This is a genomic window from Sinorhizobium mexicanum (assembly GCF_013488225.1).
Taxonomy (GTDB): Bacteria; Pseudomonadota; Alphaproteobacteria; order Rhizobiales; family Rhizobiaceae; genus Sinorhizobium; species Sinorhizobium mexicanum.
The window spans coordinates 3,604,088-3,626,075 of the sequence record NZ_CP041238.1 but is presented as its reverse complement, the minus strand read 5'-3'; the positions used below and the strand labels follow the sequence as shown (position 1 = coordinate 3,626,075).

The window sequence follows — 21,988 nt, the reverse complement described above, 5'->3', positions numbered from 1 at the left end:
TAGTAAATTTCTATGCTTAATCCGATGTTAACCCCCGCATGCGATTTCTGACGCAACGACATTCGCAGTATCCGGCCGAGGCAACGCGGCGCGGGTCAGAATATTCGCGGGGCATATTATGAAGAAACCTTTGATTGCATTTATTGCCGCGTTATTAGGCGGTACCCCAGCTTTGGCTGCCGACCTTTACGTCGAAGATCCGGCGCCGGTTATCGTCCCTGGCGGCTGGTATCTGCGCGGCCATCTCGGCATGAGCAACCAGCGGCTTGGCGACATGCACCACCCGTTGATGGACACCGTCGAGCTTCACGAGTTCCTCGATGAGGGCAGCTTCGACAGCGCACCGCTTGCAGGCGTCGGCGTCGGCTATCAGTTCAATGACTGGCTGCGTATGGATGGCATCGTCGAATACCGCGGCAAGGCGGACTACTCGGCGCTCGACCGTTACGGCCACACGACACCGGGCGGTCCGGTCTGGGACGCTACGAATGACTACGACGGCGCCAAGTCGGAATGGCTGCTGATGGCCAACGCCTATGTGGATATCGGCGACTGGTATGGCGTCAAGCCCTATGTCGGCGCGGGCATCGGCGCATCGCGCAACACGATCTCGCGGTTCCGCGACGTCAACGTGCCGACCCAGGGCGTTTCTTATGCCGGAGACGAATCGACCTGGAACTTCGCCTGGGCGCTTCATGCCGGCGTCGCCTACCAGGCGACCGAGCGGCTGGCGATCGATTTCGGTTACAGCTACGTCGACCTCGGCGATGCCAAGACCGGCAGAATCCGAAGCTACGACAACACCGTGAACGAGGGTCCGATGAATTTCGACCACATCACCTCGCACGATTTCAAACTGGGTATGCGCTACGCCCTGCAATAGAGCGATCCAGGAGTGTAACAGTTTTAACTCGGACAGTGACATGATCTGCGCGGAGTGCGCAGCCAGACCTTCGTTTCGGGGCCGCCACGCGGCCCCTTTCGATTGCGGTTAAGGCACGAACAGATGAAGACGCTCGCGACCTGCTTCTTTTTCCTCTTCGCCACGCTCGCCCATGCTGGCTCGCCCTCGAAGGTCTCTTTGGCTGACCCGAATGATGCCGTCGCGCAACGATTCCTTCCCGGGCATGATTTTGAGATCGGAATGACCCGCTCGGAAGTCGAAGCGATTATTTCGCGGAAATACGCGCACTGGCAGAAGACGGAAAATCGCGAAGGTATAAAAGCGAAACAGGACGCGGCATCCGAAACCTTTACCGAGTCGATAACACTGGAGTCGCGCGGGCAATCGCCGCTTGCCGACGTCTATCGGATCGATTTTACCTCGCCACTGTCGGGCGGTGTCGTCTACAGCATCATACGCGACGTCAAGTTTTCTCATCTGCCGAAGGATCGCCTCGCTTCCGACGAATGGAAGAAGGCGATTGCGAGATCCTGGGGAAAGCCATATGCGGCCGTTGGGCCGGATCGCGACAATCTCGTCCAGGCCATCTTTTTCTTCAATGACGCAGGTATCGCCACGGCTCGGGACAAGGCCTTCTGCACGACCATATTCGGGAAAATGGACGCGATCTCGCGAAATGCTATCGAGGACGTCGAGGAAGTGATTGCCGAAATCGAAAGAGAGGGGTGTCACTTCTTCACAGAAGCAAGGGCGATCGTCGGCGAAAGCGGTTTGCTCGTGAGAACCGGGTCGCGGCGGACTGACATGCTTTCCTATGTACGAGACTTGGCAGCGCGTGCGTCGCGCGCCGATCGGTGAGAAGGCGATGATCAGGTTCCCGTTTGAATGGGCCTTCCGCAGACCGTCGTCATAACGCTCCGCCCGTCACGGATCCTAAATTTTTCGTCAAACAACATGCTTAACCGCTGGTTAACTTGTCCCTGCCAATAGTTAACGCAGGTTTGGACCGGCCGCCACGAAGGTCGGTCCGACGGCATTGACGAAAGGGCATAGGGATGGACTGGCGGCACGGGATCTACGGGATCGCACTTGTTGCCGCTCTGGGCGCCGGTCTGAGCGCTAGTCTGCTGGCGTCCGGTGCGGCCCATGCAGCCGACGAGGAATTGCTCGACGCGCCGGAAATCACCATTTCGCCTGAAGCGGGCGATGTCGGCGGCGTCTATTTGCGCGGCGACATCGGCTATGCGCCATGGCGCGGCGAGGGCGATCCCTCCTATCGCACGTTCGACGCTGGAACGAGCAGCTACAACAACGTTCCGTTCGACAATGGCCGCTTCGACAAGCCGGTCTCGGGGATGATCGGCATCGGCTATCGGTTTAACGACGTCATCCGCGCCGACATCACGGCGGAATATTTCGAGGGTCGGTTCGACGGCTCGTCGTTGTCAGCCGCGCCCTGCGCGGGCCAGGGCGCCGGAACGTCATGCGCTTTCTCGCACGAAGCCAATTTCTCCGCGCTCGGCCTCATGGCGAACGGCTATGTCGATCTCGCGACGCTCGCCGGATTCACGCCTTATCTCGGCGCGGGCATAGGCGCCACGAACATCGACTGGAACACTGTCCACGAGACGGCGACCTGCGTTCCCGGCGGCGGCGCCTGCGCCGGCGGGGCAGGTGGAACATCCTATGGGGGAGAGGACAGCTGGCGCTTCACCTACGCGCTCATGGCCGGTATCTCCTACGATATCACCGACCGGCTGAAACTCGATCTCGGCTATCGCTATTCTCGCATAGCGGATGGAGACATGTTCGGCTTCGGGGCCGAGGCACTTGCCGGCGCCAGCGGCGCGAAGGGCCGCGACGATGGTCTTTCCCGCCACGAGATCCGCGCAGGCCTGCGCTTCTCGCTCTGGTAACAATCGTTCGGCGCGCCGCCCCCGGTCTTTCGAACTTTGCCCGGAACGCCCAAAATTTTTTCAAAAGCGACGCAAGCCGCTTGACTTCCTCTCCGACCCACAATATTTCCGACGGCGGGACACCCCTCCCCAACGAGGGGCTTCTATCTGAGAGGATAGCATCATGACGAAGCCTGCCAAGCCGGACGTGCGTCCGGCAAATACCCATTTTTCTTCTGGCCCCTGCGCGAAGCGCCCTGGTTGGACGCTCGACGCACTTTCCGACGCAGCACTCGGTCGCTCGCACCGAGCCAAGATCGGCAAGACGAAGCTCAAGCAGGCCATTGATCTTACCCGTGAAATTCTTGAAGTGCCGGCCGACTACCGCATCGGTATCGTGCCCGCCTCCGATACCGGCGCCGTCGAAATGGCGCTGTGGTCGCTGCTTGGCGCCCGCGGCGTCGACATGCTCGCCTGGGAAAGCTTCGGTGCCGGTTGGGTCACCGACGTGGTCAAGCAGTTGAAGCTCGCCGACGTTCGCAAGTTCGAAGCCGCCTATGGCGAGCTGCCGGATCTCGCCAAGGTCGATTTCGACCGCGACGTCGTCTTCACCTGGAATGGCACGACCTCGGGCGTGCGCGTGCCGAACGCCGAATTCATCCCGGCGGATCGCAAGGGCCTGACGATCTGCGACGCGACCTCCGCCGCCTTCGCGCAGGATCTCGATTTCGCCAAGCTCGACGTCGTTACCTTCTCCTGGCAGAAAGTGCTCGGTGGAGAGGGCGCGCACGGCATCCTCATTCTGTCGCCGCGCGCCGTCGAGCGGCTGCTCACCTATGCACCGGCATGGCCGCTGCCGAAGATCTTCCGCCTGACCAGCGGCGGCAAGCTGATAGAGGGCATCTTTGCCGGCGAAACAATCAACACGCCGTCGATGCTCTGCGTCGAAGACTATATCGACGCGCTCCTTTGGGCGAAGTCGGTTGGCGGCCTCAAGGGGTTGATCGCTAGGGCAGACGCCAACGCCGACGCGATCCACCGCTTCGTCGACGCGAACGACTGGATTGCCAACCTGGCGACCAGGGCGGAAACCCGCTCCAACACCTCGGTCTGCCTGAAAATCGTTGACAAGGACGTATTGGCTCTCGACGCCGACGGTCAGGCTGCCTTCGCGAAGGGCGTCGTCGCCCTGCTCGAAAAGGAAGGCGTCGCCTACGACATCGGCCACTATCGCGATGCGCCCTCCGGTCTGCGGATCTGGGCCGGTGCGACTATCGAGACTGCCGACATGGACGCGCTGATGCCGTGGCTTGCCTGGGCCTTCGAGACCCAGAAGGCGGCACTGTCGCAGGCAGCCGCCTGACCCAAGCGATAAGCTTCGCTCGCCAACGGGCGCAGCCAATCCCGCACCTCTTTCAGAACTGATCCCTAAGGAGGCCTCTCATGGCACCTCGCGTTCTCGTATCCGATGAACTGTCGGAAACCGCCGTCCAGATCTTCCGCGACCGCGGCGTTGAAGTGGATTTCCAGCCGAAGCTCGGCAAGGACAAGGAAAAGCTCGCCGAAATCATCGGCAACTATGACGGTCTCGCCATCCGCTCTGCCACCAAGGTGACGGAGAAGCTGATCGCCGCCGCCACCAATCTCAAGGTCGTCGGCCGCGCCGGCATCGGCGTGGACAATGTCGACATCCCGGCAGCTTCCCGCCGCGGTATCATCGTCATGAACACGCCCTTCGGCAACTCGATCACCACGGCCGAGCATGCGATCGCGCTGATGTTCGCCGTCGCCCGGCAGCTTCCTGCAGCCGACGGTTCCACCCAGGCCGGCAAGTGGGAAAAATCGAAGTTCATGGGCGTCGAGATCACCGGCAAGGTGTTGGGCGTCATCGGTGCCGGCAATATCGGCTCTATCGTCTGCGCCCGCGCCATCGGCCTGAAGATGCATGTCGTCGCCTACGATCCGTTCCTGTCGAAGGAGCGTGCCGAGGAGATGGGCGTCGTCAAGGTCGAACTCGACGAGCTCTTTGCGCGGGCGGATTTCATCACCCTGCACGTGCCGCTGACCGACAAGACCCGTAACATCATCGACGCAGAAGCAATCGCCAAGATGAAGCCGGGCGTGCGTATCATCAACTGCGCGCGCGGCGGTCTCGTCGTCGAAAGCGCGCTTGCCGAGGCGTTGAAATCGGGTCATGTCGCCGGCGCCGGCTTTGATGTCTTCGAGGTGGAGCCCGCCAACGAAAGCCCGCTCTTCGGCCTGCCGAACGTCGTCTGCACGCCGCATCTCGGAGCTTCCACCACGGAAGCGCAGGAGAACGTGGCGCTGCAGGTTGCCGAGCAGATGTCCGACTACCTGGTCAACGGTGCGGTCTCGAACGCGATCAACATGCCGTCGATCACAGCGGAGGAAGCGCCGATCCTGAAGCCGTTCATCCGGCTCGCCGACGTTCTCGGCGCCTTCGTCGGCCAGGTCACGGAAAGCGCGATCAAGGAAATCGAAATCCTCTATGACGGCTCCACGGCGGCCATGAACACCAAGGCATTGACGAGCGCGGTTCTCGCAGGCCTGATCCGCCCGCAAGTGGCCGACGTCAACATGGTTTCCGCGCCGGTCATGATCAAGGAAAAGGGCGTGATCCTTTCCGAAGTGAAGCGCGATAAATCCGGTGTCTTCGACGGCTATATCAAGCTGACGGTGACGACAGCGAACCAGACCCGTTCGGTCGCCGGTACGGTCTTCTCCGACGGCAAGCCGCGCTTCATCCAGATCAAGGGCATCAATCTCGACGCCGATGTCGGCAAGCACATGGTCTATCTGACCAACACCGACGTCCCCGGCATGATCGGCTTCATCGGCACGACGCTCGGTGACGCCGGCGTCAACATTGCCAACTTCCAGCTCGGCCGCGAGAAGGAAGGCGGTGATGCCATCGCACTGCTCTACGTCGACGGTCCCGTCTCAGAGAAGGTGCTCGACAAGCTGCGCGCGAATGCGGCAATCCGCCAGGCGAAGCAACTGGTGTTCAATATCGATTAAACGGAAGCAGTCCGGAACTCGGCCAAGGCGCCGCACGTCTTTCAGATGTGCGGCGCCTTGGCATTTTTATATGGAGGCGGGGTGAGGGCCTTGCCAGAGCCGTATTGTTAGCGCGGTAGCTTGGGGCGGCCGCGTTCAGCGATCGCAATGCCGCCAAGCACCAGCAGCAATGCCACCAGGTGGAAGGGATGAAACGTCTCTCCCACAAGAAGCACTGAAAGAAGCGTTCCGAACACCGGGATGGCGTTGATGAACAGCCCGGCGCGATTGGCGCCGATCATTTCCACGCCGCGCACGTAGAGAACCTGCGACATCAGCGACGGGAAAATCGCGGCATAGATGACGATTGTCCAGCCGCTGGCATCGGGAACGATCGCGCTGCCCTTTGAGAATTCCCAGATGAGGAGCGGGATGGCGCTCAGGAGCGCCCCGAAGGCTGGCGCCGCGATGAAGCTCTGCCAGTGCATGGTCGGTTTCCACCGCAGCGCGACGGTATAGGCGGCGTAGACTACGCAGGCGAGGATCATCAGCGCGTCGCCGAAATTGAACTGCAACTGCAAGAGGCTGGCGAGATCGCCATGTGCGGCGGTGATCAAGACGCCGATCAGCGTCACCGTGAAGCCGACGATCTGCGCAACGGACGCTTTCGTCCGGAAGAGAACGAAGTTGAAGAGGAAGATCAGCATCGGAATGCCGGCCTGCAGGATCACGGCATTGATGGCGCTCGTATATTGCACCGCGGAGTAGAGGAACGCATTGAACATGGTGAACCCGACGGCACCGTAGGCCAGCAATTGCAGCCAATGCTCACGGATCTTGTCCCAGTCGCGACGGATCTGCGGCGTCATCAAAGCCAGGATGACGGCGAGCGCGACCATCCAGCGCAGCGTCGTCAGCATCATCGGGCTGACGTGCCCGATGGCCATCTTGCCCGCGACTGAATTGCCGCCCCAAAAAAGCGAAGTTATTGCGAGATAGAAATAGGCCCTGGCGTTCACGATGCTGCGATCCATGTGGGACGGGGAAATGGAGTGCCGGAGAGGCGGGAGAGCAGCAGAGATATAGGCGCTAAATCCATCGCTTGTCATGCAAAAAGGGCGCCGCACGGGTCACAACGGGGTCGCTTTCCGCAAGACAACACAGTATAGATGCGCGGGTTTCAGAATGGCGCAATCCCTTGCGCGCGTGCGAACAGGAAGAAAATTATGACGAATGTCGTGGTGGTCGGATCCCAGTGGGGCGACGAAGGCAAAGGCAAGATCGTGGACTGGCTCTCGGAGCGCGCGGACATCGTCGTGCGTTTCCAGGGCGGCCACAATGCCGGCCATACGCTGGTGATCGACGGCGTCAGCTATAAGCTGTCCCTGCTTCCCTCCGGCGTCGTTCGTCCCGGCAAGCTTGCCGTCATCGGCAACGGCGTGGTGATCGATCCCCATGCGCTGATTGCGGAAATCGACAAGCTCGCCAAGCAGGGCGTGAAGGTCACGCCGGACAACCTGCGCATCGCCGATAATGCAACGCTCATTCTGTCGCTGCACCGCGAGCTCGACGGATTCCGTGAGGACGCCGCCTCGAACAGCGGCACCAAGATCGGCACGACGCGCCGCGGCATCGGCCCGGCCTATGAGGATAAGGTGGGCCGCCGCGCCATTCGTGTCATGGATCTCGCCGATCTCGACACGCTGCCGGCGAAGGTCGACCGCCTTCTCACCCACCACAATGCCCTGCGCCGTGGGCTGGGCGAGGCGGAGATCAGCCATCAGGCGATCATGGACGAACTCTCCTCCGTCGCCGCACGCGTGCTGCCGTTCATGGATACGGTCTGGCTGCTCCTCGACAGGCATCGCCGCAAGGGCGCGCGCATTCTGTTCGAAGGCGCGCAGGGCACGCTGCTCGATATCGACCACGGCACCTATCCCTTCGTCACCTCGTCCAACACGGTCGCTGGCCAGGCCGCTGCCGGTTCCGGCATGGGCCCGGGATCGCTCGGCTACATTCTCGGCATCACCAAGGCGTATACGACGCGTGTCGGCGAAGGACCGTTTCCGACCGAGCTCAACGACGAGATCGGCCAGTTCCTCGGCGAACGTGGTCACGAATTCGGGACAGTGACGGGCCGCAAGCGCCGCTGCGGCTGGTTCGACGCTGCGCTGGTGCGCCAGTCGGTTGCCGCCAATGGCATCACCGGGATTGCGCTCACCAAGCTTGACGTGCTTGATGGTCTCGATGAGTTGAAGATCTGCGTCGGCTATACTCTTGACGGGCAAGAGATCGACCACCTTCCGGCAAGCCAGGCGCAGCAAGCTTCGGTAAAGCCAGTCTACATTACCCTCGAGGGGTGGAAGGAATCGACGGTTGGCGCCCGCAGTTGGGCCGATCTTCCGGCACAGGCGATCAAGTATGTTCGCCAGGTCGAGGAACTGATCGGTGCGCCGGTTGCGCTTCTTTCGACGAGCCCGGAGCGCGACGACACAATACTTGTGACGGATCCTTTTGAGGACTAGTGTCCCGCAACGACAGTGGTGTCGTGATGGCGGGCGCACACCTGGGAGTATGAGAAAGTTCTGATGGCAGATTTTGTTGCAGTTATTCGCAGGACCGTTGACGGCCTGTCGGAAAACACACTGGAAATGCGAGGCAAGGTTTACGAGAAGGCGCGCAGTGCTGTCCGCCGGCAACTCGAAAACATGAACCCGCGGCCATCGGACGACATGATCAACCGCCAGCTCAACAAGCTGGAACAGGCAATCGGCGAAGTCGAAAGCGAACATGCGGAGGCGCTCGCCGCGGTCGAGGAAACCGAAGCGGTCGCGCCGGGCGTGGCGGATGCGCCGATCGAGCACGAGCCGCCTGCCTCGACCGAGGCGGAGCCTGTCGCGCGCGTCGCTGCAGAACCGGAACAAGCGCCGTCGGAAGAGCCGATCGAGGAGCCTGCAGGCGAGGAGACGAGCGCCGAAGAACCGCTGTCGCCTCCGGCCAGCGTCGAGGCCGCGGACGAGCAGCCGCACACCGAACCGGCCGACGCTGATGCTGCACAACGCGAACCGATCGCCGCTTATGACGATGGGGCTCCGTCCGAACCCGCGCGCGAAATTGAGACCGACGAACCGGCTGAGGAAACGGCAGCGGCGCAAGGGCCTTCTTGGACCGAGGAGCAGCCGGCCGCGCGTGAACACGAAGCCGAACAGGCGCCGCCGGTTGAACCTATCGAGCAGCCTGAAACGCACGCGGACGAGCTCCGCGGCGAACAGGCCGAACCTCAGCCCGATCTTGTGGAGCCGGTACACTCCGAGCCTCAGCCGAGCGAGGAAGACACGAAGAAATCGGCCGCGTCGGAATGGGCCTTGCCAGAGTGGGAGGATACGGGCCCGGCGACGGCGGCCGACGCCCAGGTGGCGCCCGAGGATTCGTCTTCGCCAGCACCCGAGCTGCTGGGAATTCACCCGGTGGAACCGGAAAGAGCAGAGTCCGCGCAGCATGCCGGCGAGATGGAACCCTCACGCTCCTGGTCCTTTGACGAAGGCGATCCTTTCGCGGCCACAACGGAGAGCAAGAAGGACAAGTCTGCCGACGCCGATATTTCCGAATGGTCGTGGCCGGTGGAAAAAGCGCCTGTGCCCGCGAGCCAGGAAGAACGCGCCAGCACCGCCTGGGACCACATCGACGACTTGCTCGGTTTCGGCGAGAACGGCGGGGCGGCGGTCACCAATGGTGCGGCAATCGCGACCAAGGAGAACGGCAGTGAGTCTCCGGTCGCCGCGCCAGCCCGGCCATCGTCCTACCGCGCGACGCCCAAGCCTTCCCGGTTCAATTTCAAGCGGTTGGCGATCGGCGCCGTGATTGCGCTTCTCCTGGGCGGCGGCGGTTATACCTATTGGCAGAACAGGGAGGCGGGCAACGCCTGGCTCTCGGGGCTGATCGCGAAGATTATGCCGGAAGCGCCGGAGGGCTCCGAAACGCCTGCCGATCAGAACGCGCCTGCCGGCCAGTCCGGCGCACAGCCGGGTGCGCCTGGCGAAACGGCGCGGACCGAGGATAGCTCCACCAAATTCACCCAGCGTCTGCTCGCCGACGGTTCGGAAGTTGATGACGGCCCAGCCGGCGCGAACGGCACGGAAGTCTCGCAGGAGGGCAAATCCGTCGCTCCCCAGACGGAGGCCGGACAGGCACAGGGTGTCGCCGCAACATTGCCGCCGACCGGCGAGCAAGCGGCGGCGACGGCAACAGGCCCGAACGCCGGACAGGCCCAGAACGCCAGTCAGGCGACTCAGGCGGAGATCTCCGTCGCTGATGGGGAAAAGATGTTCCTTTATGAGGAGCGGCTCGGCCAGTCGTCGCCGACAGCGATACCGGGGACCGTCGCGTGGTCGATCAAGGATGAGTCGCCCGGCGGCGATGCCAAGCCCGAGCCCGCCATCCAGGCCCAGATCACGGTTCCAGATCGAGGTTTGACCGCGCTGATGACGATCAAGCGCAATGCCGATCCGTCACTGCCGGCAAGCCACGTGATCGAATTTGTGTTCTCTCTTCCGGAGAACTTCGAGGGCGGCGCGATCGACGGTGTCCAGCGCGTTTCGATGAAGCGCACCGAGCAGGACCGCGGCGATCCGCTGATCGCCGTCCCGGCGAAGATCACCGACGATTTCCACATGATCGCGCTCAACGATTTCGCCGAAGCGGTCGGCAACAATATGGAACTGCTGCGCAGCCGCAGCTGGATCGATATCCCGATCACCTATCGGAACGGGCGCCGTGCCCTGCTGACGCTGGAGAAAGGGGCAGCGGGAGTCGAGGCCTTCAACAAAGCCATGCAGGCGTGGAGCACGCTCGGCAACACGGCCGCAAGCAGCCAATAGATCATTTCATTGTTTCATTGAAACAGTGAAATGATCTAACTCTCTGAAACTAGCAATTACGGACGGAAAACCGTTACGCAATTTTCCTGGAATTGCTCTAGCCCGCAACGAAACACACCGACGCAAAAAACCCCGGCAGGGAGCATCCCTGCCGGGGTTTTTCGTTTGTCCAGCGTCGCTTGGAACGATCCTTTATGCGCCCTCGACGACACGCAAGGCGCTCGCGCGCTCCAGCGCTGCCTTGCGAACGGCATCCTGCACCTTCTCGAAAGCACGGACTTCGATCTGCCGGACACGTTCGCGGCTGATGTCGAACTCCGTCGAGAGGTCCTCCAGCGTTACAGGGTCCTCGGCCAGGCGGCGGGCCTCGAAAATGCGACGCTCGCGATCGTTCAGCACCTTCATCGCGCTCGCGAGCAAGGCCCGGCGATTATCGAGTTCGTCCTGTTCGATCAGGATCTCTTCCTGGTTGTCGTGGTCATCGACAAGCCAATCCTGCCACTGCCCGGAGTCGCCCTCGCTTGCCTTGATCGGCGCGTTCAGCGAGGCATCGCCCGAAAGGCGACGGTTCATCGAAACAACTTCGTCTTCGCTGACCTTAAGGGTTGTCGCGATTTCCTTTACCTGCTCGGGCTTGAGGTCTCCCTCGTCGAGCGCCTGAATGCGGCCTTTCAGCCGCCGCAGGTTGAAGAACAGCCGTTTCTGGTTGGCGGTCGTACCCATTTTGACGAGCGACCAGGAGCGCAGGATGTATTCCTGGATCGCAGCCTTGATCCACCACATCGCGTAGGTCGCGAGCCGGAAGCCGCGATCGGGTTCGAATTTCTTGACGGCCTGCATCAGGCCGACGTTGCCTTCCGATACGACTTCGCCAATCGGCAGGCCGTAGCCGCGGTAGCCCATCGCGATCTTGGCGACGAGGCGAAGATGGCTCGTTACCAGCTTGTGCGCGGCACTGCGGTCGTCATGCTCCTGGTACCGCTTGGCGAGCATGTACTCTTCCTGCGGTTCGAGCATTGGAAATTTGCGGATTTCGTCGAGATAACGGTTGAGACCGCCCTCTCCAGCGGTAATGGTCGGCAAAGTATTGCGGGCCATGAAGCACCCCCTTTTTGCGTCTCCGGCCTCCGGGACGGCAGACCGGGCATGTGGGTCTTCGTCAAGACCCCACGAGGCTAGAAGATAAGTACGGCGAAAGCATGATTCAAGGACTCCGGTTTCACGCTGTCGTGAGACCGGGGAAGGGAATGGCGCAAGTTGAAGCTTCTATAAGATTGGAATCCGGAGCCGAGAATTCAAGGCTTGCCGCAGCATCCTTTGCGCGTCAGACGCGCGGCGCGGGGATCACTCTTCCGCGCGCAAGGCCGCAACCAAGGCCTCCATGTCCAAGGGCATAGGTGCTTCGAAATGCATCGTCTCGCCTGTCGCCGGGTGCTCGAACTGCAGCATGAATGCGTGCAGCGCCTGCCGGTGAAAGCGGTTGACCACGGCTTTCGCCAGATCGGGCAGCAGATTGGCTTTGGTCCGGAAGGCTGCACCGTATTCAGGGTCACCGATCAGCGGGTGGCCGATATGGGCCATGTGAACGCGGATCTGGTGGGTGCGTCCCGTTTCGAGATGACAGGTCACGGTCGAGGCGAGGCAGGTGCCGTCGGGTTTTTCATGGTAACGCTCGACCACTTCATAGTGGGTGATGGCTTCGCGCGCATCGTCGCTCTCCTCGTGCTTGACGGCCCGCTTCGTGCGGTCCGCCGCCCGTCCCAGCGAGGCGTTGATCGTTCCCTTCAATTGCCGGGGACGTCCCCAGACCACCGCCTGATAGGCGCGCTCGAGCGGCCCCGTGCGCCCGTGGTCGGCAAACTGGTCCGAAAGATGACGGTGGGCAGCATCGTTCTTTGCCACGACCATGACACCGCTCGTTTCCTTGTCGAGCCGGTGAACGATACCCGGCCGCCTGACGCCGCCGATGCCGGAGAGACTGTCGCCGCAATGGTGGATAAGCGCGTTGACGAGCGTGCCCGTCCAGTTACCGGCACCCGGATGCACGACCAGGCCGGCCGGTTTCACAAGGACGATCAGATCATCGTCCTCGTAAAGCACGTCGAGGGGGATCTCCTCGCCCTTCGGTTCGGGATCCACGGGCTGAGGCAGGACGATCTCGAACACGTCGCCGGGATGTACCTTCCGCTTCGGCTCGGTAATCGCCTTGCCGTTGATGGAGACGGCGCCCTGCTCGATCAGGCTCTTGATGCGATTGCGGGAAAACTCGCCCGAAAGCGCGCCCGTGAGGAACGCGTCCAGCCTTCCCGCCGCGTCCTCGTTGGCCTTCAGGACTTTCCTATTGCCGGCCGCTTGTTTAAAGGGATCGTTCATTCCGTTTCAATTCCGACAGAAAGCCAGCCATGACTGCAATCGAGCCCGATGAACAGGAAGAAAAGCCGCTTGATCCCGCGATGGAAAACGTCCGTCGCAAGATGGTGCGCCTGCAGCTCGTCTCGGCCGGCGTGATGCTCGTCATGCTTATGGCTGTCCTCGGGACGATTGTCTACAAGGTGACCCGAACGAATGGTGGCGCGGAGGCAGCGCCGGTGGCCGTGAGCGTGCCGAGCGACGCGCCAGTAAGCGCGATCGCCGCGCTGCCGGCTGGGTTTTCGGTGAGCAATGTCGCGCTCTCCGGGTCGCAGGTGCTTTTCTACGGCAACCTGCCGGGCGCCGAGCCGCGTGCGATCGTGTTCGACATTCCTGCCGGGCGCATCGTCGCCGACATCACCGTCCGGACCAATTGACGGCTTCGCCATGACGCTGTCTTCCCTCATCCGCATCGATGATCCGTCCGATGCCCGCATCGCCGGGTTCGTCGCGATCAAGGAGCGGGATCTCACGGGGCGGCAGGGTCGCTTCATCGCCGAAGGCACGGTCGTGCTCCGCATGCTGGCTGCAGCTCATCGCGCCCGGCGTGGCATCGCCGCCGAGGCGATCCTGCTGCTCGAGAGCCGAGTTGCCGGCTTGACCGAGTTGCTTGCGGAATTTCCGGCCGAGATCCCGGTCTACGTGGCGGGTGGTCCGGCTTTCGACGCGATCGCCGGCTTCAACATGCATCGCGGCGTGCTGGCGCTCGGGCGGCGCGATGCAATGCCGGATCGGGATTCGCTCATCGCCAGCCTTCCGGCAGAGAGCCTTGTCCTCGCCGCCTGCGGGATTTCGAACCACGACAACATGGGCTCGTTGTTTCGCAATGCCGCCGCCTTCGGGGTCGACGCCGTCCTCATGGATGCAACGAGCTGCGATCCGATGTACCGCAAGGCGATCCGAGTGTCGGTCGGATCGGTGCTGACGATGCCGTTCGCACGGGAAGGGACGGGGGCTGCACTGATCGAACGACTTCAGGCCGCCGGTTTCGCGATCTGGGGGCTGTCGCCGCGCGGCACGGTCGACATCAGCAACATCCCGCCAGCGCCACGCACGGCGCTTCTCGTCGGCACCGAAGGCGAAGGGCTGCCGGAGGCTATCCTGTCTGCGATCCACACCGCGCGCATCCGCCAGCGGCCGGGTCTCGACAGCCTGAACGTCGCGATGGCTGCCGGCATAGCACTACATCAGGTTGCACTGATCAACGCGCGGCTTTGAAGCTCGTGCCTTGCGGCGGTCAAGCCTGCTCACGACGCGGCGAGGGCGGGTTCACGCTCCCAGCGCGCTCACTCCGGCGGCAGGATATCCTTGGCGCGGCTTGCGAGACTCTTGCGGGTTGGCGCCGGGTCCGTCTCCTCGCCGGCGAGCAGACCGCGGATCGGCGATGTCTTGCCCTCGCTCGCGGCCGTCAGCGCAATCATGCCCGCGGCGATGTCGGCGATCTCCTGCCGCAGCGCCTCGTCGTGCGCGGCGGACTTGGCGTTTATCAGACGCTCCGAAAGCGCGGTGGAGCGGTTGCGCAGGTCTTCGGTCAGTATCGTCGTACCCGGGGCCCGCACTGCTTCTGCGTGTGGCTCGGCGCGCGCGCCATCCACGGCGTCCGCAGCGACGGCCTTTTTCGGAACAGCCAGTCCGGCCGCGCGAAGGGCCTTCGTCGCTTCGCGCATTTGCTGGTTCAACTCTTTCAGCCGCGCCTTCAATTTGTCGATCTCGTCCGCCCGCCGCGCGAGCGCTTTCTCGCGGTCCGCATTGGTGGCGGCTTCGCGCGCGACGGCGGTTTCGAGCTGGCGTATCCGGGTCTCGTCCCGGCTGAGCCGCAATTCCAATTCCCGTGCGCGGGCATTCTCGGCCTTGAGATCGCCGCGCAGCCCCTGGCGCTCGTCATGCAGCGCGGCGACCCGGCTCTTCAGATGCTCGATCTCGGTTTCGCGTGCGGCGAGGTCTATCCGAAAATTGTCGATGTCCGCCGAGTGTTTGTCCATCTGGCCGTTGAGCGTGCGGATCGTATCGCTCTTTGCACCGTTGTCCTTTTCCGAGGTCTCAAAGGTTGCCTTCATCTGCTCGAGGCGTTGCTCGAGTTGGCGGACAGTGGAGCGCAAGTCGGCCGCTTCCACGTTCATATCGGCAAGCTGGGTCTGCAGATCGGCGTTTTCCCCGGCAAGCCTGCGCGCCTCGCGGAGGGTATTCTCGTTTTGCAGCATCAGCGTGACGGTCTTGTCGCGTTCGCGCCGGAGCGCCTGCTGGGCCTTGGCATTTTCGGCAGCATAGGTGGCGCGGGCGGCATCCCTCTGGGCTCGCACCTCCTGGGGGCTGAGCGGCATGGTCGCCTTGAGGCGATCCTCCGCAAAGCGCACGATGCGCCTTTGAATGGCGGGGGCGATCATCAGGCCGATGACGACTGCCGTCAGGAAGCCCAGGGCAAAGAGGAGCGCATATTCAATCACGAGCTGGCCGTTTCAATCTGGACCGGATGGGTTGCCCGCCGCGAAGACAGGGCGCCATCTCGGGTGCTTCTTCTGCAGTAAACATGATGGCTGAAATGCTGCAAGTGCTGCAACAGGAAAGCGCGCCTTTTCAGACGCGCCAATTTCGGTGAGACGGAGAGATGAGAGTTGCGTTCGTCGAGGGCGCGATCAGCGGCCCCCGGGAGCAAGCCGCCGCTTGAAGCGCCTCAGAAGGGGTTCCATGTCGGCTGTTGCGTCAACTTGAGGTAGCCGACGTTGAGGCCAAGCCTTGCGCCGATGCCGGTGCGGATCGGCACGACGACAACCTGCTCGTCCGTCAATACGGTCATGCCGACGCCGGCGACAACGTAAGCGGAGCCGGAAACGCCGCCGAAGCGCTTGTAGAGTGCCGGAACGCTCGAAAGATTGTAGACGAGCATCATGGCGCGGCTACCCTGGCCGCCCCAATCGAGCCCCAGCGAGGGACCCTGCCAGAACACCGTGTGCTGTCCGACATTCTTCGTATAGAGCTCGCCCTCGCCGTAGGTGAGGCCGGCGATGAAGGCGCCGGAGCCTTCCTGTCCGAGAATGTAGCCATTCGGCAGGCCGTAGCGCTCGAAGGCGCGTTCGACGACCTTGGCGAGTCCGCCCGAGGTCTCCCCGAAGAAGCTGTGGCCGGCATCGACGATTTCCTGCATCGTGTACTGGCTGTTGTTCGGGGACTGGGCGTGGGCGGCAGACATGGCGCCGGCTATCAGCGTCATCGTCAGGATAGCGCGAACAACCACGTTGGTTGCCTTCATGAACGGCTGCATCGTTTCCTCCGTCAGGCACGAAAGTGACCTGCGCCGGCTGTCATGGCCGGCATTTGCATCGGCTGCGCGTCCGGCGCGGGTCTTGTCCAGTTCCAGGGGCGGGCGCGGAAAAGCGTGAAAACTGGTTCCGGCCGCGCATCCTCCAGCGATTCGAGCTGAATTCGGGATGCTCCAGCAATTTGAACCGATCATCTTAACAATCGGTTTACCAAATGTGATGTCATTATGGCCTATTGATTACCGGCCGCGCCCGCGCGATTCATGGCCCGTGCCATGGTCGTGCGGAAGCTTTGGTTGCGGGGCAAGAACGTGCGGCGCCGGCAGACGGATAGCGAACAAGGAAGAATGATGGCAAAGAATCCGAACCTGACACTGACGGGACCTGATCTGGCCGCACTGCTCTGCAGCCGGGTTTGCCACGACATCATCTCGCCGGTCGGCGCCATCAACAACGGCCTTGAACTCCTGGATGAAGGGGGAGCAGACGCAGACGCGATGGATCTCATCCGCACCAGCGCGCTCAACGCCTCCGTCCGCCTGAAGTTCGCGCGGCTTGCCTTCGGTGCATCCGGATCGGTCGGCGCGTCGATCGACACGGGCGAAGCCGAAAAGGCGGCAAAGGATTTCGCGGCCGCGGAAAAGAAGACCGAGATCAATTGGAACGGCCCGCGCGCGATCATCGCCAAGAACCGCGTCAAGCTTCTCCTCAATCTCTTCCTGATCGCCTACGGCTCGATCCCGCGCGGCGGTTCAATCGACGTGACGCTGGAAAATCCCGAATTCGACGCGACCTTCACGCTTGTCGCCAAGGGCCGGTTGATGCGGGTCAATCCGAAGCTCGTGGAATTGCTCTCCGGCACGCCGGAAGAGGCTGTCGACGCACATTCGATCCAGCCCTACTACACGGTCCTGTTAGGCGAGGAGGCCGGGATGACGATCGATGTCGTTTCGACCGGCGAGGAAATCGTGTTCACGGCCAAGTCCGAGGCCGCCTAGTGCATCCTCTTCGTCCCGTTCGCCGGGCGATGTAGATCGACACGTATCCGACCCTTCGGCTCAGCCTGCCGGAGGGTCTTTTATATGCGGCCTCGGAGTCGCGCCCCTCGCTCGTGCTGTTGAGACGAGTTGAGCGTCGCAGTCAGAAGAAAATATTAAGTATTCGTTGTAACGGTTTCTTTGCCAAATCTGTATAAGATTTGTTTCATGGGGTGCGCGTGCGAGTAGAGCGTGAAGGAGTTGGACATGCGGCGCTTGATGATTGCTGATGGCTCGGAGGCTGTCAGGAAAGTTGGAAAGCGCATCCTTTCGGGCATGGGATTCCTGGTGCTCGAGGCGCCGAGCAGCCTTGATGCGCTGGTGCGCTGCGAAGCGGAGCTGCCGAACATTCTGATCGTCGACGCGGCGCTGGACGGTGCGCTCGATCTGATTGCCAATATCCGGCACCTGCCAAACGGCACGTCGGTGCGCATCTATTATTGTGTTGTCGAAGCGGACCTGAAGAAGATGATGGCAGGCAAGCGCGCGGGCGCCGACGACTTCCTGCTGAAACCCTTCGACCGGAAGATCCTGACCAGCGTTTTCGCCAGCCAATCTATGGCCGCCTGACGGCCCTTCAAAGCATCACGATCTGCACGGGCCGCGGCAATGCCGCGGCTTTTTGCTTGCGCCTGCGCCGTGCCCAACGTCGATCCGACGAGGGAACAAGTGGCATTGCGGGTGGAATGAAGGTCGGCGCCAAAGAAAAACCCGCCTGAGAGGCGGGCGGGTTCTTCGATCCGGTGATGGCAGTGCGAGCGGGCGAGGAAATGCGGGGCCCCGACCGCGAGGCTACCGAAATCAGGCCGTTTCCAGGTAGTCGTTGCCGTCCGGCTCGCGCAAGACGTAGCCGCGTCCCCAGACGGTCTCGATGTAGTTGGCGCCGCCGGCGGCGTTTGCGAGCTTCTTGCGCAGCTTGCAGATGAAGACGTCGATGATCTTCAGCTCCGGCTCGTCCATGCCGCCGTAGAGATGGTTGAGGAACATTTCCTTGGTGAGCGTCGTGCCCTTGCGGAGCGAGAGGAGCTCCAGCATCTGGTATTCCTTGCCGGTCAGATGCACGCGCTGGCCGCCGACTTCCACGGTCTTGGCGTCGAGATTGACGATCAGCTCGCCGGTCGAGATCACCGACTGCGCATGGCCCTTGGAGCGACGGACGATCGCGTGGATGCGCGCGACCAGTTCGTCCTTGTGGAAGGGCTTGGTCATGTAGTCGTCGGCGCCGAAACCCAAGCCGCGCACCTTGTCTTCGATCCCCGCCATGCCCGACAGGATGAGAATCGGGGTTTTCACCTTCGACAAGCGCAGCGTCCTCAGGACCTCATAACCGGACATGTCCGGCAGGTTCAGGTCGAGAAGAATGATATCGTAGTCATAAAGCTTGCCGAGATCGACGCCTTCTTCACCGAGATCGGTCGTATAAACGTTGAAACTCTCGGACTTAAGCATCAGCTCAATGCTTTGAGCTGTCGCGCTATCGTCTTCGATCAGTAGAACCCGCATAATTTTCCCCTTTTCCGCCGCCCAAGGTCGTCCGTGGCCCCCTTACGCGATACGGATCCAGTCGTTGCCTGATTTGGAGGCTGCCACCAAATGGTTAACAAATTCTGATTCACTCTGGCAAGGTGTATCGAGATTGTTAAATATTTTTTGCAGTCTCCTGATTCCAAACGTGAATCTCAAATGGCACTTCTCATGTAGTACACGAGGAAACGCCGTTATCTGACTCTTCCGACTCGTTAATGGCGAAGTGCCACATTTCGTGCTTCAGCATTTACGGAGCCTTAAATCATCACGCCTATGATTAACGATGCCCGTAAACGAAAGGTTACCAGCGGTAGGCCTTTGTTAATGTCGCTTCGATTTTTTGTTTCCGGCCGCCACGGGGCCGGCACGACGGGTCAGGATCAGTAACCGGGGTCTCGGTATCCACGGGAGTATTGCGTATGAAAGCACGTGAGAGCCTTGTCCGCCTGAAGGAATTTCAGGTCCGGGAGAAGCAGCGTCAGTTGAACCAGCTTCAGATGATGATGGCCGAGTTCGAGCGAATGACCAAGGATCTGGAAAGTCAGATTACATTCGAAGAGAAGAAATCCGGGATTTCCGATCCCGCGCATTTTGCCTATCCCACCTTCGCCAAGGCCGCCCGCCAGAGAGCCGACAATCTCCAGGTATCGATTCGCGAGCTGAAGGCGCAGCAGGATGCGGCCGAACTTGCGCTCGAGGAGGTCCAGGCCGAATACGCGAAAGCGGCGGCGCTCGAAGAACGAGACACCGGCGCCCGGATGCGCGCCTGATCAAACGCCGCGCCTGGGTCCCCGGTTTGATCGGAGGCAGCTTGTCGCGGCCTGAACGGAACCCGCCTCGCATGTCCGATGCAAGGCGGGTCGAAGCGTTGGGTGACGAGCCGTTCGTCGAATGGAAGGAGCAGGGGAGAAATGCGCGTTTCGCGATCTCACCGTGCTCGCGAGGGCCGGCTCGCGCGGGCCGGCTTCCCCCCGGATGCTTACGCCTGGATCGCGTCCTGCCACTCGGGATGACGCATGGCCTGCGCGCGCATGAAGGGGCAGAGCGGAATGATCTTCCAGCCACCTTTACGCGCTTCCTCGACCGCGTGCTTTGCGAGCGCTTGCCCGACACCCTTGCCGCGCAACTCATCCGGCACCAGCGTGTGATCGATGATGATCAAGCTCGGCGAGGATCGAGAATAGGTCATCTCGCCGGTATAACCTTCCACGGTCGCTGAATAGCGGCCCTTCGCATTGATTTCTTCGTTGACGATGTCCATCGATCTTCTCGCTCCGCATCTGTTGGTGCCGGCCGGGATGCTACAGCATATTTTCCGAGACCGGAATCGCGCGCGGTTCAAAGGGACTTGCGATCAAAACGACACCGGCGGCTGCGGGCAGATCCCGAGCCGCCGGTGTCGAACTATGGCCCTGTCGGGTGAAATCAGTGGCGATACTGTTGGATGCGCGTGGTCCGCAGCCCGGCGAGACCGTGGTCGTTGATGGAGGACTGCCAGGAAAGGAATTCCTCGACGGTCAGCGTGTACCGTTCGCATGCCTCTTCAAGGCTCAAAAGGCCACCGCGCACGGCGGCGACGACTTCAGCCTTCCGGCGGATAACCCAGCGCCGGGTGTTCGCCGGCGGGAGATCCGCAATCGTCAGAGGGCTGCCATCGGGGCCGATGACATACTTTACGCGTGGTCGCATCATTTCGGTCATGGGACTCTCTACACAAACTCAAGACCATATGACCGTGACCTTAGCCTGCCACATTTAACATTTGCCTAAGCGGCAGGTAACAATTTGCTCATAATTTGAGACACTTCAAAGCCGTGGCGCGATTTCGACCATCCCAACGAAAAAATATCCCAGCGGATCATTCCGTTGCTCCCACTCCCTGACCTTTGCGTGGAAAGCCTGGGGTTCGCGTAGTTTTCACATGGGAGCCATGCAATTACCACATTTCACTTCAACTAAAATTTTTGGTAGCGAGGCGCCCATCAAAGAATGAGCGTTCGCGTTTACGCTCCCGGAATTATCTCCTGGGCACAACATATTTTCTTGACCGGCCGCGTTGCTTGCACGGCTGGCAGGGCAGAGCCGGTTGTATTTCAGCTGGCAGCTGATGTCGCGCCGGTTGTAACGGAGCATTCCATTCTCGACCGGTCGAACGCGTGCCGGCAACGTGGTGACAAGGTATGAAGGAATCGAGTGAGCCGACCTTGCGGCGCGAGGCTGACGAGGACATGTCTTTCGAATTCGATCCGGCGTCGGTGCGCACGGAATACGAGCTTCTGCACCTGATGCGCAGATTGATCGCGCGCTATCGCTTTCAACGCTTCCTGATCGCGCGGCTGCCGCTCGCCGAACAGCAGCGGTTTTCCGAAAGCCTGGTGCTCAGCAATTGGCCGGCCGAGCTGGTTCGCCAGTACGATGTCTCCGGGGCGTTTCACGCGAGCGTCCTTGTCGAGCGCCTGCGCCAGACGAAGTTGCCGCTTGCAGGTGGCGCCGAGCTTCTGGACGCGGCACGCGGGGACGGAGGGGAAATGTCTGTCCGCCAGCTCCAGGCCGATTCCGACATGGCGCGTCATTTTGCCTTGCTCTTGCATACGACCTATGGGGAACCGTTCGTGGTCATGCTTTCGGGCGCTCGGGACGAGCCGGTCGGTGCCGAACGTGCGGTGCTCTACCTGACACTGGTGCAGCTTTTCGAGTGCCTCGAGCGTACCTTTGATGCGGGCAGCACGGTCCGTGAAAAACTGTCCGGCCGCGAGATCGAGTGCCTGCGCTGGGCGGCGGCCGGCAAGAGCAGCGACGAGATTGCCATCATCCTCGGCATTTCCGCCTACACCGTCAGCAGCTATTTCAAGAGCGCGACCCGCAAACTCGATGCCGTCAACCGCATGCAGGCGATCGCCCGGGCGATGCGGATGAAACTGATCTGACCGCGTCGTTCAGGCGCAAAAACGCCGCCCAGACCTCCGCCCTTGCCGCAAGGCGGACAAGTTTCTATATGTCGCGGCACAGAAAGCTTTGAAAATGCCGCCGGCGCCGCATTTTGCGGAAGGCCCGCGGCAGGAGC

General features: G+C 61.6%; 21 protein-coding genes. 13 read left to right on the top strand and 8 right to left on the bottom strand.

Annotation, left to right across the window (positions count from 1 at the left end; translation table 11 throughout):
• Positions 1-118 precede the first annotated feature (118 nt).
• The 5 genes from FKV68_RS17130 (at position 119) to serA (ending at position 5,838) form a co-directional block, all read left to right on the top strand.
• Positions 119-883, top strand: coding sequence for an outer membrane protein (locus FKV68_RS17130; RefSeq protein WP_180938996.1), 765 nt, complete (start codon positions 119-121; stop codon positions 881-883).
• A 123-nt stretch (positions 884-1,006) separates the two neighbouring features.
• Positions 1,007-1,762, top strand: a complete 756-nt coding sequence (locus FKV68_RS17125; RefSeq protein WP_180938995.1) for a hypothetical protein — start codon at positions 1,007-1,009, stop codon at positions 1,760-1,762.
• A 197-nt stretch (positions 1,763-1,959) separates the two neighbouring features.
• On the top strand, positions 1,960-2,820 hold the full coding sequence (locus FKV68_RS17120; RefSeq protein ID WP_180938994.1) for an outer membrane protein: 861 nt from the start codon (positions 1,960-1,962) through the stop codon (positions 2,818-2,820).
• A 163-nt stretch (positions 2,821-2,983) separates the two neighbouring features.
• Positions 2,984-4,162, top strand: a complete 1,179-nt coding sequence (locus tag FKV68_RS17115) for a phosphoserine transaminase (protein WP_180938993.1) — start codon at positions 2,984-2,986, stop codon at positions 4,160-4,162.
• 80 nt (positions 4,163-4,242) lie between these two features.
• Positions 4,243-5,838 carry a phosphoglycerate dehydrogenase gene (gene serA, locus FKV68_RS17110; RefSeq protein WP_180938992.1) on the top strand — a complete coding sequence of 532 codons (1,596 nt, stop codon included), beginning with the start codon at positions 4,243-4,245 and terminating at the stop codon, positions 5,836-5,838.
• A 107-nt stretch (positions 5,839-5,945) separates the two neighbouring features.
• Here serA and FKV68_RS17105 read toward each other — a convergent pair whose 3' ends face one another.
• Positions 5,946-6,836 (bottom strand): DMT family transporter, encoded by an 891-nt coding sequence (locus FKV68_RS17105; RefSeq protein WP_180938991.1) that lies wholly within the window; start codon positions 6,834-6,836, stop codon positions 5,946-5,948.
• A gap of 207 nt (positions 6,837-7,043) precedes the next feature.
• Here FKV68_RS17105 and FKV68_RS17100 point away from each other — a divergent pair, with 207 nt between their 5' ends.
• A complete protein-coding gene (locus FKV68_RS17100; protein WP_180938990.1) occupies positions 7,044-8,342 on the top strand; it encodes an adenylosuccinate synthase in 1,299 nt (432 codons plus the stop codon).
• Positions 8,343-8,405: 63 nt separating this feature from the next.
• Entirely contained in the window at positions 8,406-10,694 is a 2,289-nt protein-coding gene (locus FKV68_RS17095; protein WP_180938989.1) for a hypothetical protein, read from the top strand.
• Positions 10,695-10,886: 192 nt separating this feature from the next.
• Here the strand turns inward: FKV68_RS17095 and rpoH are convergent, their stop codons facing one another.
• Together rpoH and FKV68_RS17085 are read right to left on the bottom strand one after the other, a co-directional pair.
• Positions 10,887-11,792 (bottom strand): RNA polymerase sigma factor RpoH, encoded by a 906-nt coding sequence (gene rpoH / locus FKV68_RS17090; protein WP_180938988.1) that lies wholly within the window; start codon positions 11,790-11,792, stop codon positions 10,887-10,889.
• Between the two features lie 246 nt (positions 11,793-12,038).
• Positions 12,039-13,067, bottom strand: a complete 1,029-nt coding sequence (locus FKV68_RS17085; protein WP_180938987.1) for an RluA family pseudouridine synthase — start codon at positions 13,065-13,067, stop codon at positions 12,039-12,041.
• Positions 13,068-13,096: 29 nt separating this feature from the next.
• Here FKV68_RS17085 and FKV68_RS17080 point away from each other — a divergent pair, with 29 nt between their 5' ends.
• Positions 13,097-13,480 (top strand): hypothetical protein, encoded by a 384-nt coding sequence (locus tag FKV68_RS17080; RefSeq protein ID WP_180938986.1) that lies wholly within the window; start codon positions 13,097-13,099, stop codon positions 13,478-13,480.
• Between the two features lie 10 nt (positions 13,481-13,490).
• On the top strand, positions 13,491-14,321 hold the full coding sequence (locus FKV68_RS17075; RefSeq protein WP_180938985.1) for a TrmH family RNA methyltransferase: 831 nt from the start codon (positions 13,491-13,493) through the stop codon (positions 14,319-14,321).
• A 68-nt stretch (positions 14,322-14,389) separates the two neighbouring features.
• On the opposite strand, the gene FKV68_RS17070 is transcribed toward FKV68_RS17075, so the two are convergent.
• Positions 14,390-15,547 (bottom strand): coiled-coil domain-containing protein, encoded by a 1,158-nt coding sequence (locus FKV68_RS17070; protein WP_180938984.1) that lies wholly within the window; start codon positions 15,545-15,547, stop codon positions 14,390-14,392.
• 227 nt (positions 15,548-15,774) lie between these two features.
• A complete protein-coding gene (locus tag FKV68_RS17065; protein WP_180938983.1) occupies positions 15,775-16,362 on the bottom strand; it encodes a DUF1134 domain-containing protein in 588 nt (195 codons plus the stop codon).
• A gap of 348 nt (positions 16,363-16,710) precedes the next feature.
• Between FKV68_RS17065 and chpT the strand changes: the two genes are divergently transcribed.
• Positions 16,711-17,358, top strand: coding sequence for a histidine phosphotransferase ChpT (chpT, locus tag FKV68_RS17060; protein ID WP_180938982.1), 648 nt, complete (start codon positions 16,711-16,713; stop codon positions 17,356-17,358).
• A 246-nt stretch (positions 17,359-17,604) separates the two neighbouring features.
• Entirely contained in the window at positions 17,605-17,967 is a 363-nt protein-coding gene (locus FKV68_RS17055; protein WP_153436523.1) for a response regulator, read from the top strand.
• Positions 17,968-18,198: 231 nt separating this feature from the next.
• Here the strand turns inward: FKV68_RS17055 and ctrA are convergent, their stop codons facing one another.
• Positions 18,199-18,900: a response regulator transcription factor CtrA gene (ctrA, locus tag FKV68_RS17050; RefSeq protein ID WP_136508054.1), complete on the bottom strand. Its 702-nt coding sequence runs from the start codon at positions 18,898-18,900 to the stop codon at positions 18,199-18,201.
• A 443-nt stretch (positions 18,901-19,343) separates the two neighbouring features.
• On the opposite strand from ctrA, the gene FKV68_RS17045 reads away from it, so the two are divergent.
• Positions 19,344-19,694 (top strand): flagellar export protein FliJ, encoded by a 351-nt coding sequence (locus tag FKV68_RS17045; RefSeq protein WP_180938981.1) that lies wholly within the window; start codon positions 19,344-19,346, stop codon positions 19,692-19,694.
• Between the two features lie 209 nt (positions 19,695-19,903).
• Here the strand turns inward: FKV68_RS17045 and FKV68_RS17040 are convergent, their stop codons facing one another.
• Both FKV68_RS17040 and sciP read right to left on the bottom strand, forming a co-directional pair.
• Positions 19,904-20,185, bottom strand: a complete 282-nt coding sequence (locus FKV68_RS17040; protein ID WP_180938980.1) for a GNAT family N-acetyltransferase — start codon at positions 20,183-20,185, stop codon at positions 19,904-19,906.
• 164 nt (positions 20,186-20,349) lie between these two features.
• Positions 20,350-20,625: a CtrA inhibitor SciP gene (gene sciP / locus FKV68_RS17035; protein ID WP_003527546.1), complete on the bottom strand. Its 276-nt coding sequence runs from the start codon at positions 20,623-20,625 to the stop codon at positions 20,350-20,352.
• 479 nt (positions 20,626-21,104) lie between these two features.
• Between sciP and FKV68_RS17030 the strand changes: the two genes are divergently transcribed.
• Positions 21,105-21,851: a helix-turn-helix transcriptional regulator gene (locus FKV68_RS17030; RefSeq protein ID WP_180938979.1), complete on the top strand. Its 747-nt coding sequence runs from the start codon at positions 21,105-21,107 to the stop codon at positions 21,849-21,851.
• Positions 21,852-21,988: the final 137 nt, after the last annotated feature.

Bases quoted from the DNA above. Each gene is read 5' to 3' on its own strand.
- FKV68_RS17040 (WP_180938980.1), bottom strand. From the start codon at position 20,185: ATGGACATCGTCAACGAAGAAATCAATGCGAAGGGCCGCTATTCAGCG.
- serA (WP_180938992.1), top strand. From the start codon at position 4,243: ATGGCACCTCGCGTTCTCGTATCCGATGAACTGTCGGAAACCGCCGTC.
- chpT (WP_180938982.1), top strand. From the start codon at position 16,711: ATGGCAAAGAATCCGAACCTGACACTGACGGGACCTGATCTGGCCGCA.
- FKV68_RS17030 (WP_180938979.1), top strand. From the start codon at position 21,105: ATGAAGGAATCGAGTGAGCCGACCTTGCGGCGCGAGGCTGACGAGGAC.
- FKV68_RS17045 (WP_180938981.1), top strand. From the start codon at position 19,344: ATGAAAGCACGTGAGAGCCTTGTCCGCCTGAAGGAATTTCAGGTCCGG.
- FKV68_RS17055 (WP_153436523.1), top strand. From the start codon at position 17,605: ATGCGGCGCTTGATGATTGCTGATGGCTCGGAGGCTGTCAGGAAAGTT.
- FKV68_RS17100 (WP_180938990.1), top strand. From the start codon at position 7,044: ATGACGAATGTCGTGGTGGTCGGATCCCAGTGGGGCGACGAAGGCAAA.
- FKV68_RS17125 (WP_180938995.1), top strand. From the start codon at position 1,007: ATGAAGACGCTCGCGACCTGCTTCTTTTTCCTCTTCGCCACGCTCGCC.
- FKV68_RS17115 (WP_180938993.1), top strand. From the start codon at position 2,984: ATGACGAAGCCTGCCAAGCCGGACGTGCGTCCGGCAAATACCCATTTT.
- FKV68_RS17085 (WP_180938987.1), bottom strand. From the start codon at position 13,067: ATGAACGATCCCTTTAAACAAGCGGCCGGCAATAGGAAAGTCCTGAAG.
- sciP (WP_003527546.1), bottom strand. From the start codon at position 20,625: ATGACCGAAATGATGCGACCACGCGTAAAGTATGTCATCGGCCCCGAT.
- FKV68_RS17120 (WP_180938994.1), top strand. From the start codon at position 1,960: ATGGACTGGCGGCACGGGATCTACGGGATCGCACTTGTTGCCGCTCTG.
- FKV68_RS17095 (WP_180938989.1), top strand. From the start codon at position 8,406: ATGGCAGATTTTGTTGCAGTTATTCGCAGGACCGTTGACGGCCTGTCG.
- FKV68_RS17130 (WP_180938996.1), top strand. From the start codon at position 119: ATGAAGAAACCTTTGATTGCATTTATTGCCGCGTTATTAGGCGGTACC.
- rpoH (WP_180938988.1), bottom strand. From the start codon at position 11,792: ATGGCCCGCAATACTTTGCCGACCATTACCGCTGGAGAGGGCGGTCTC.
- FKV68_RS17065 (WP_180938983.1), bottom strand. From the start codon at position 16,362: ATGCAGCCGTTCATGAAGGCAACCAACGTGGTTGTTCGCGCTATCCTG.
- FKV68_RS17075 (WP_180938985.1), top strand. From the start codon at position 13,491: ATGACGCTGTCTTCCCTCATCCGCATCGATGATCCGTCCGATGCCCGC.
- FKV68_RS17080 (WP_180938986.1), top strand. From the start codon at position 13,097: ATGACTGCAATCGAGCCCGATGAACAGGAAGAAAAGCCGCTTGATCCC.
- ctrA (WP_136508054.1), bottom strand. From the start codon at position 18,900: ATGCGGGTTCTACTGATCGAAGACGATAGCGCGACAGCTCAAAGCATT.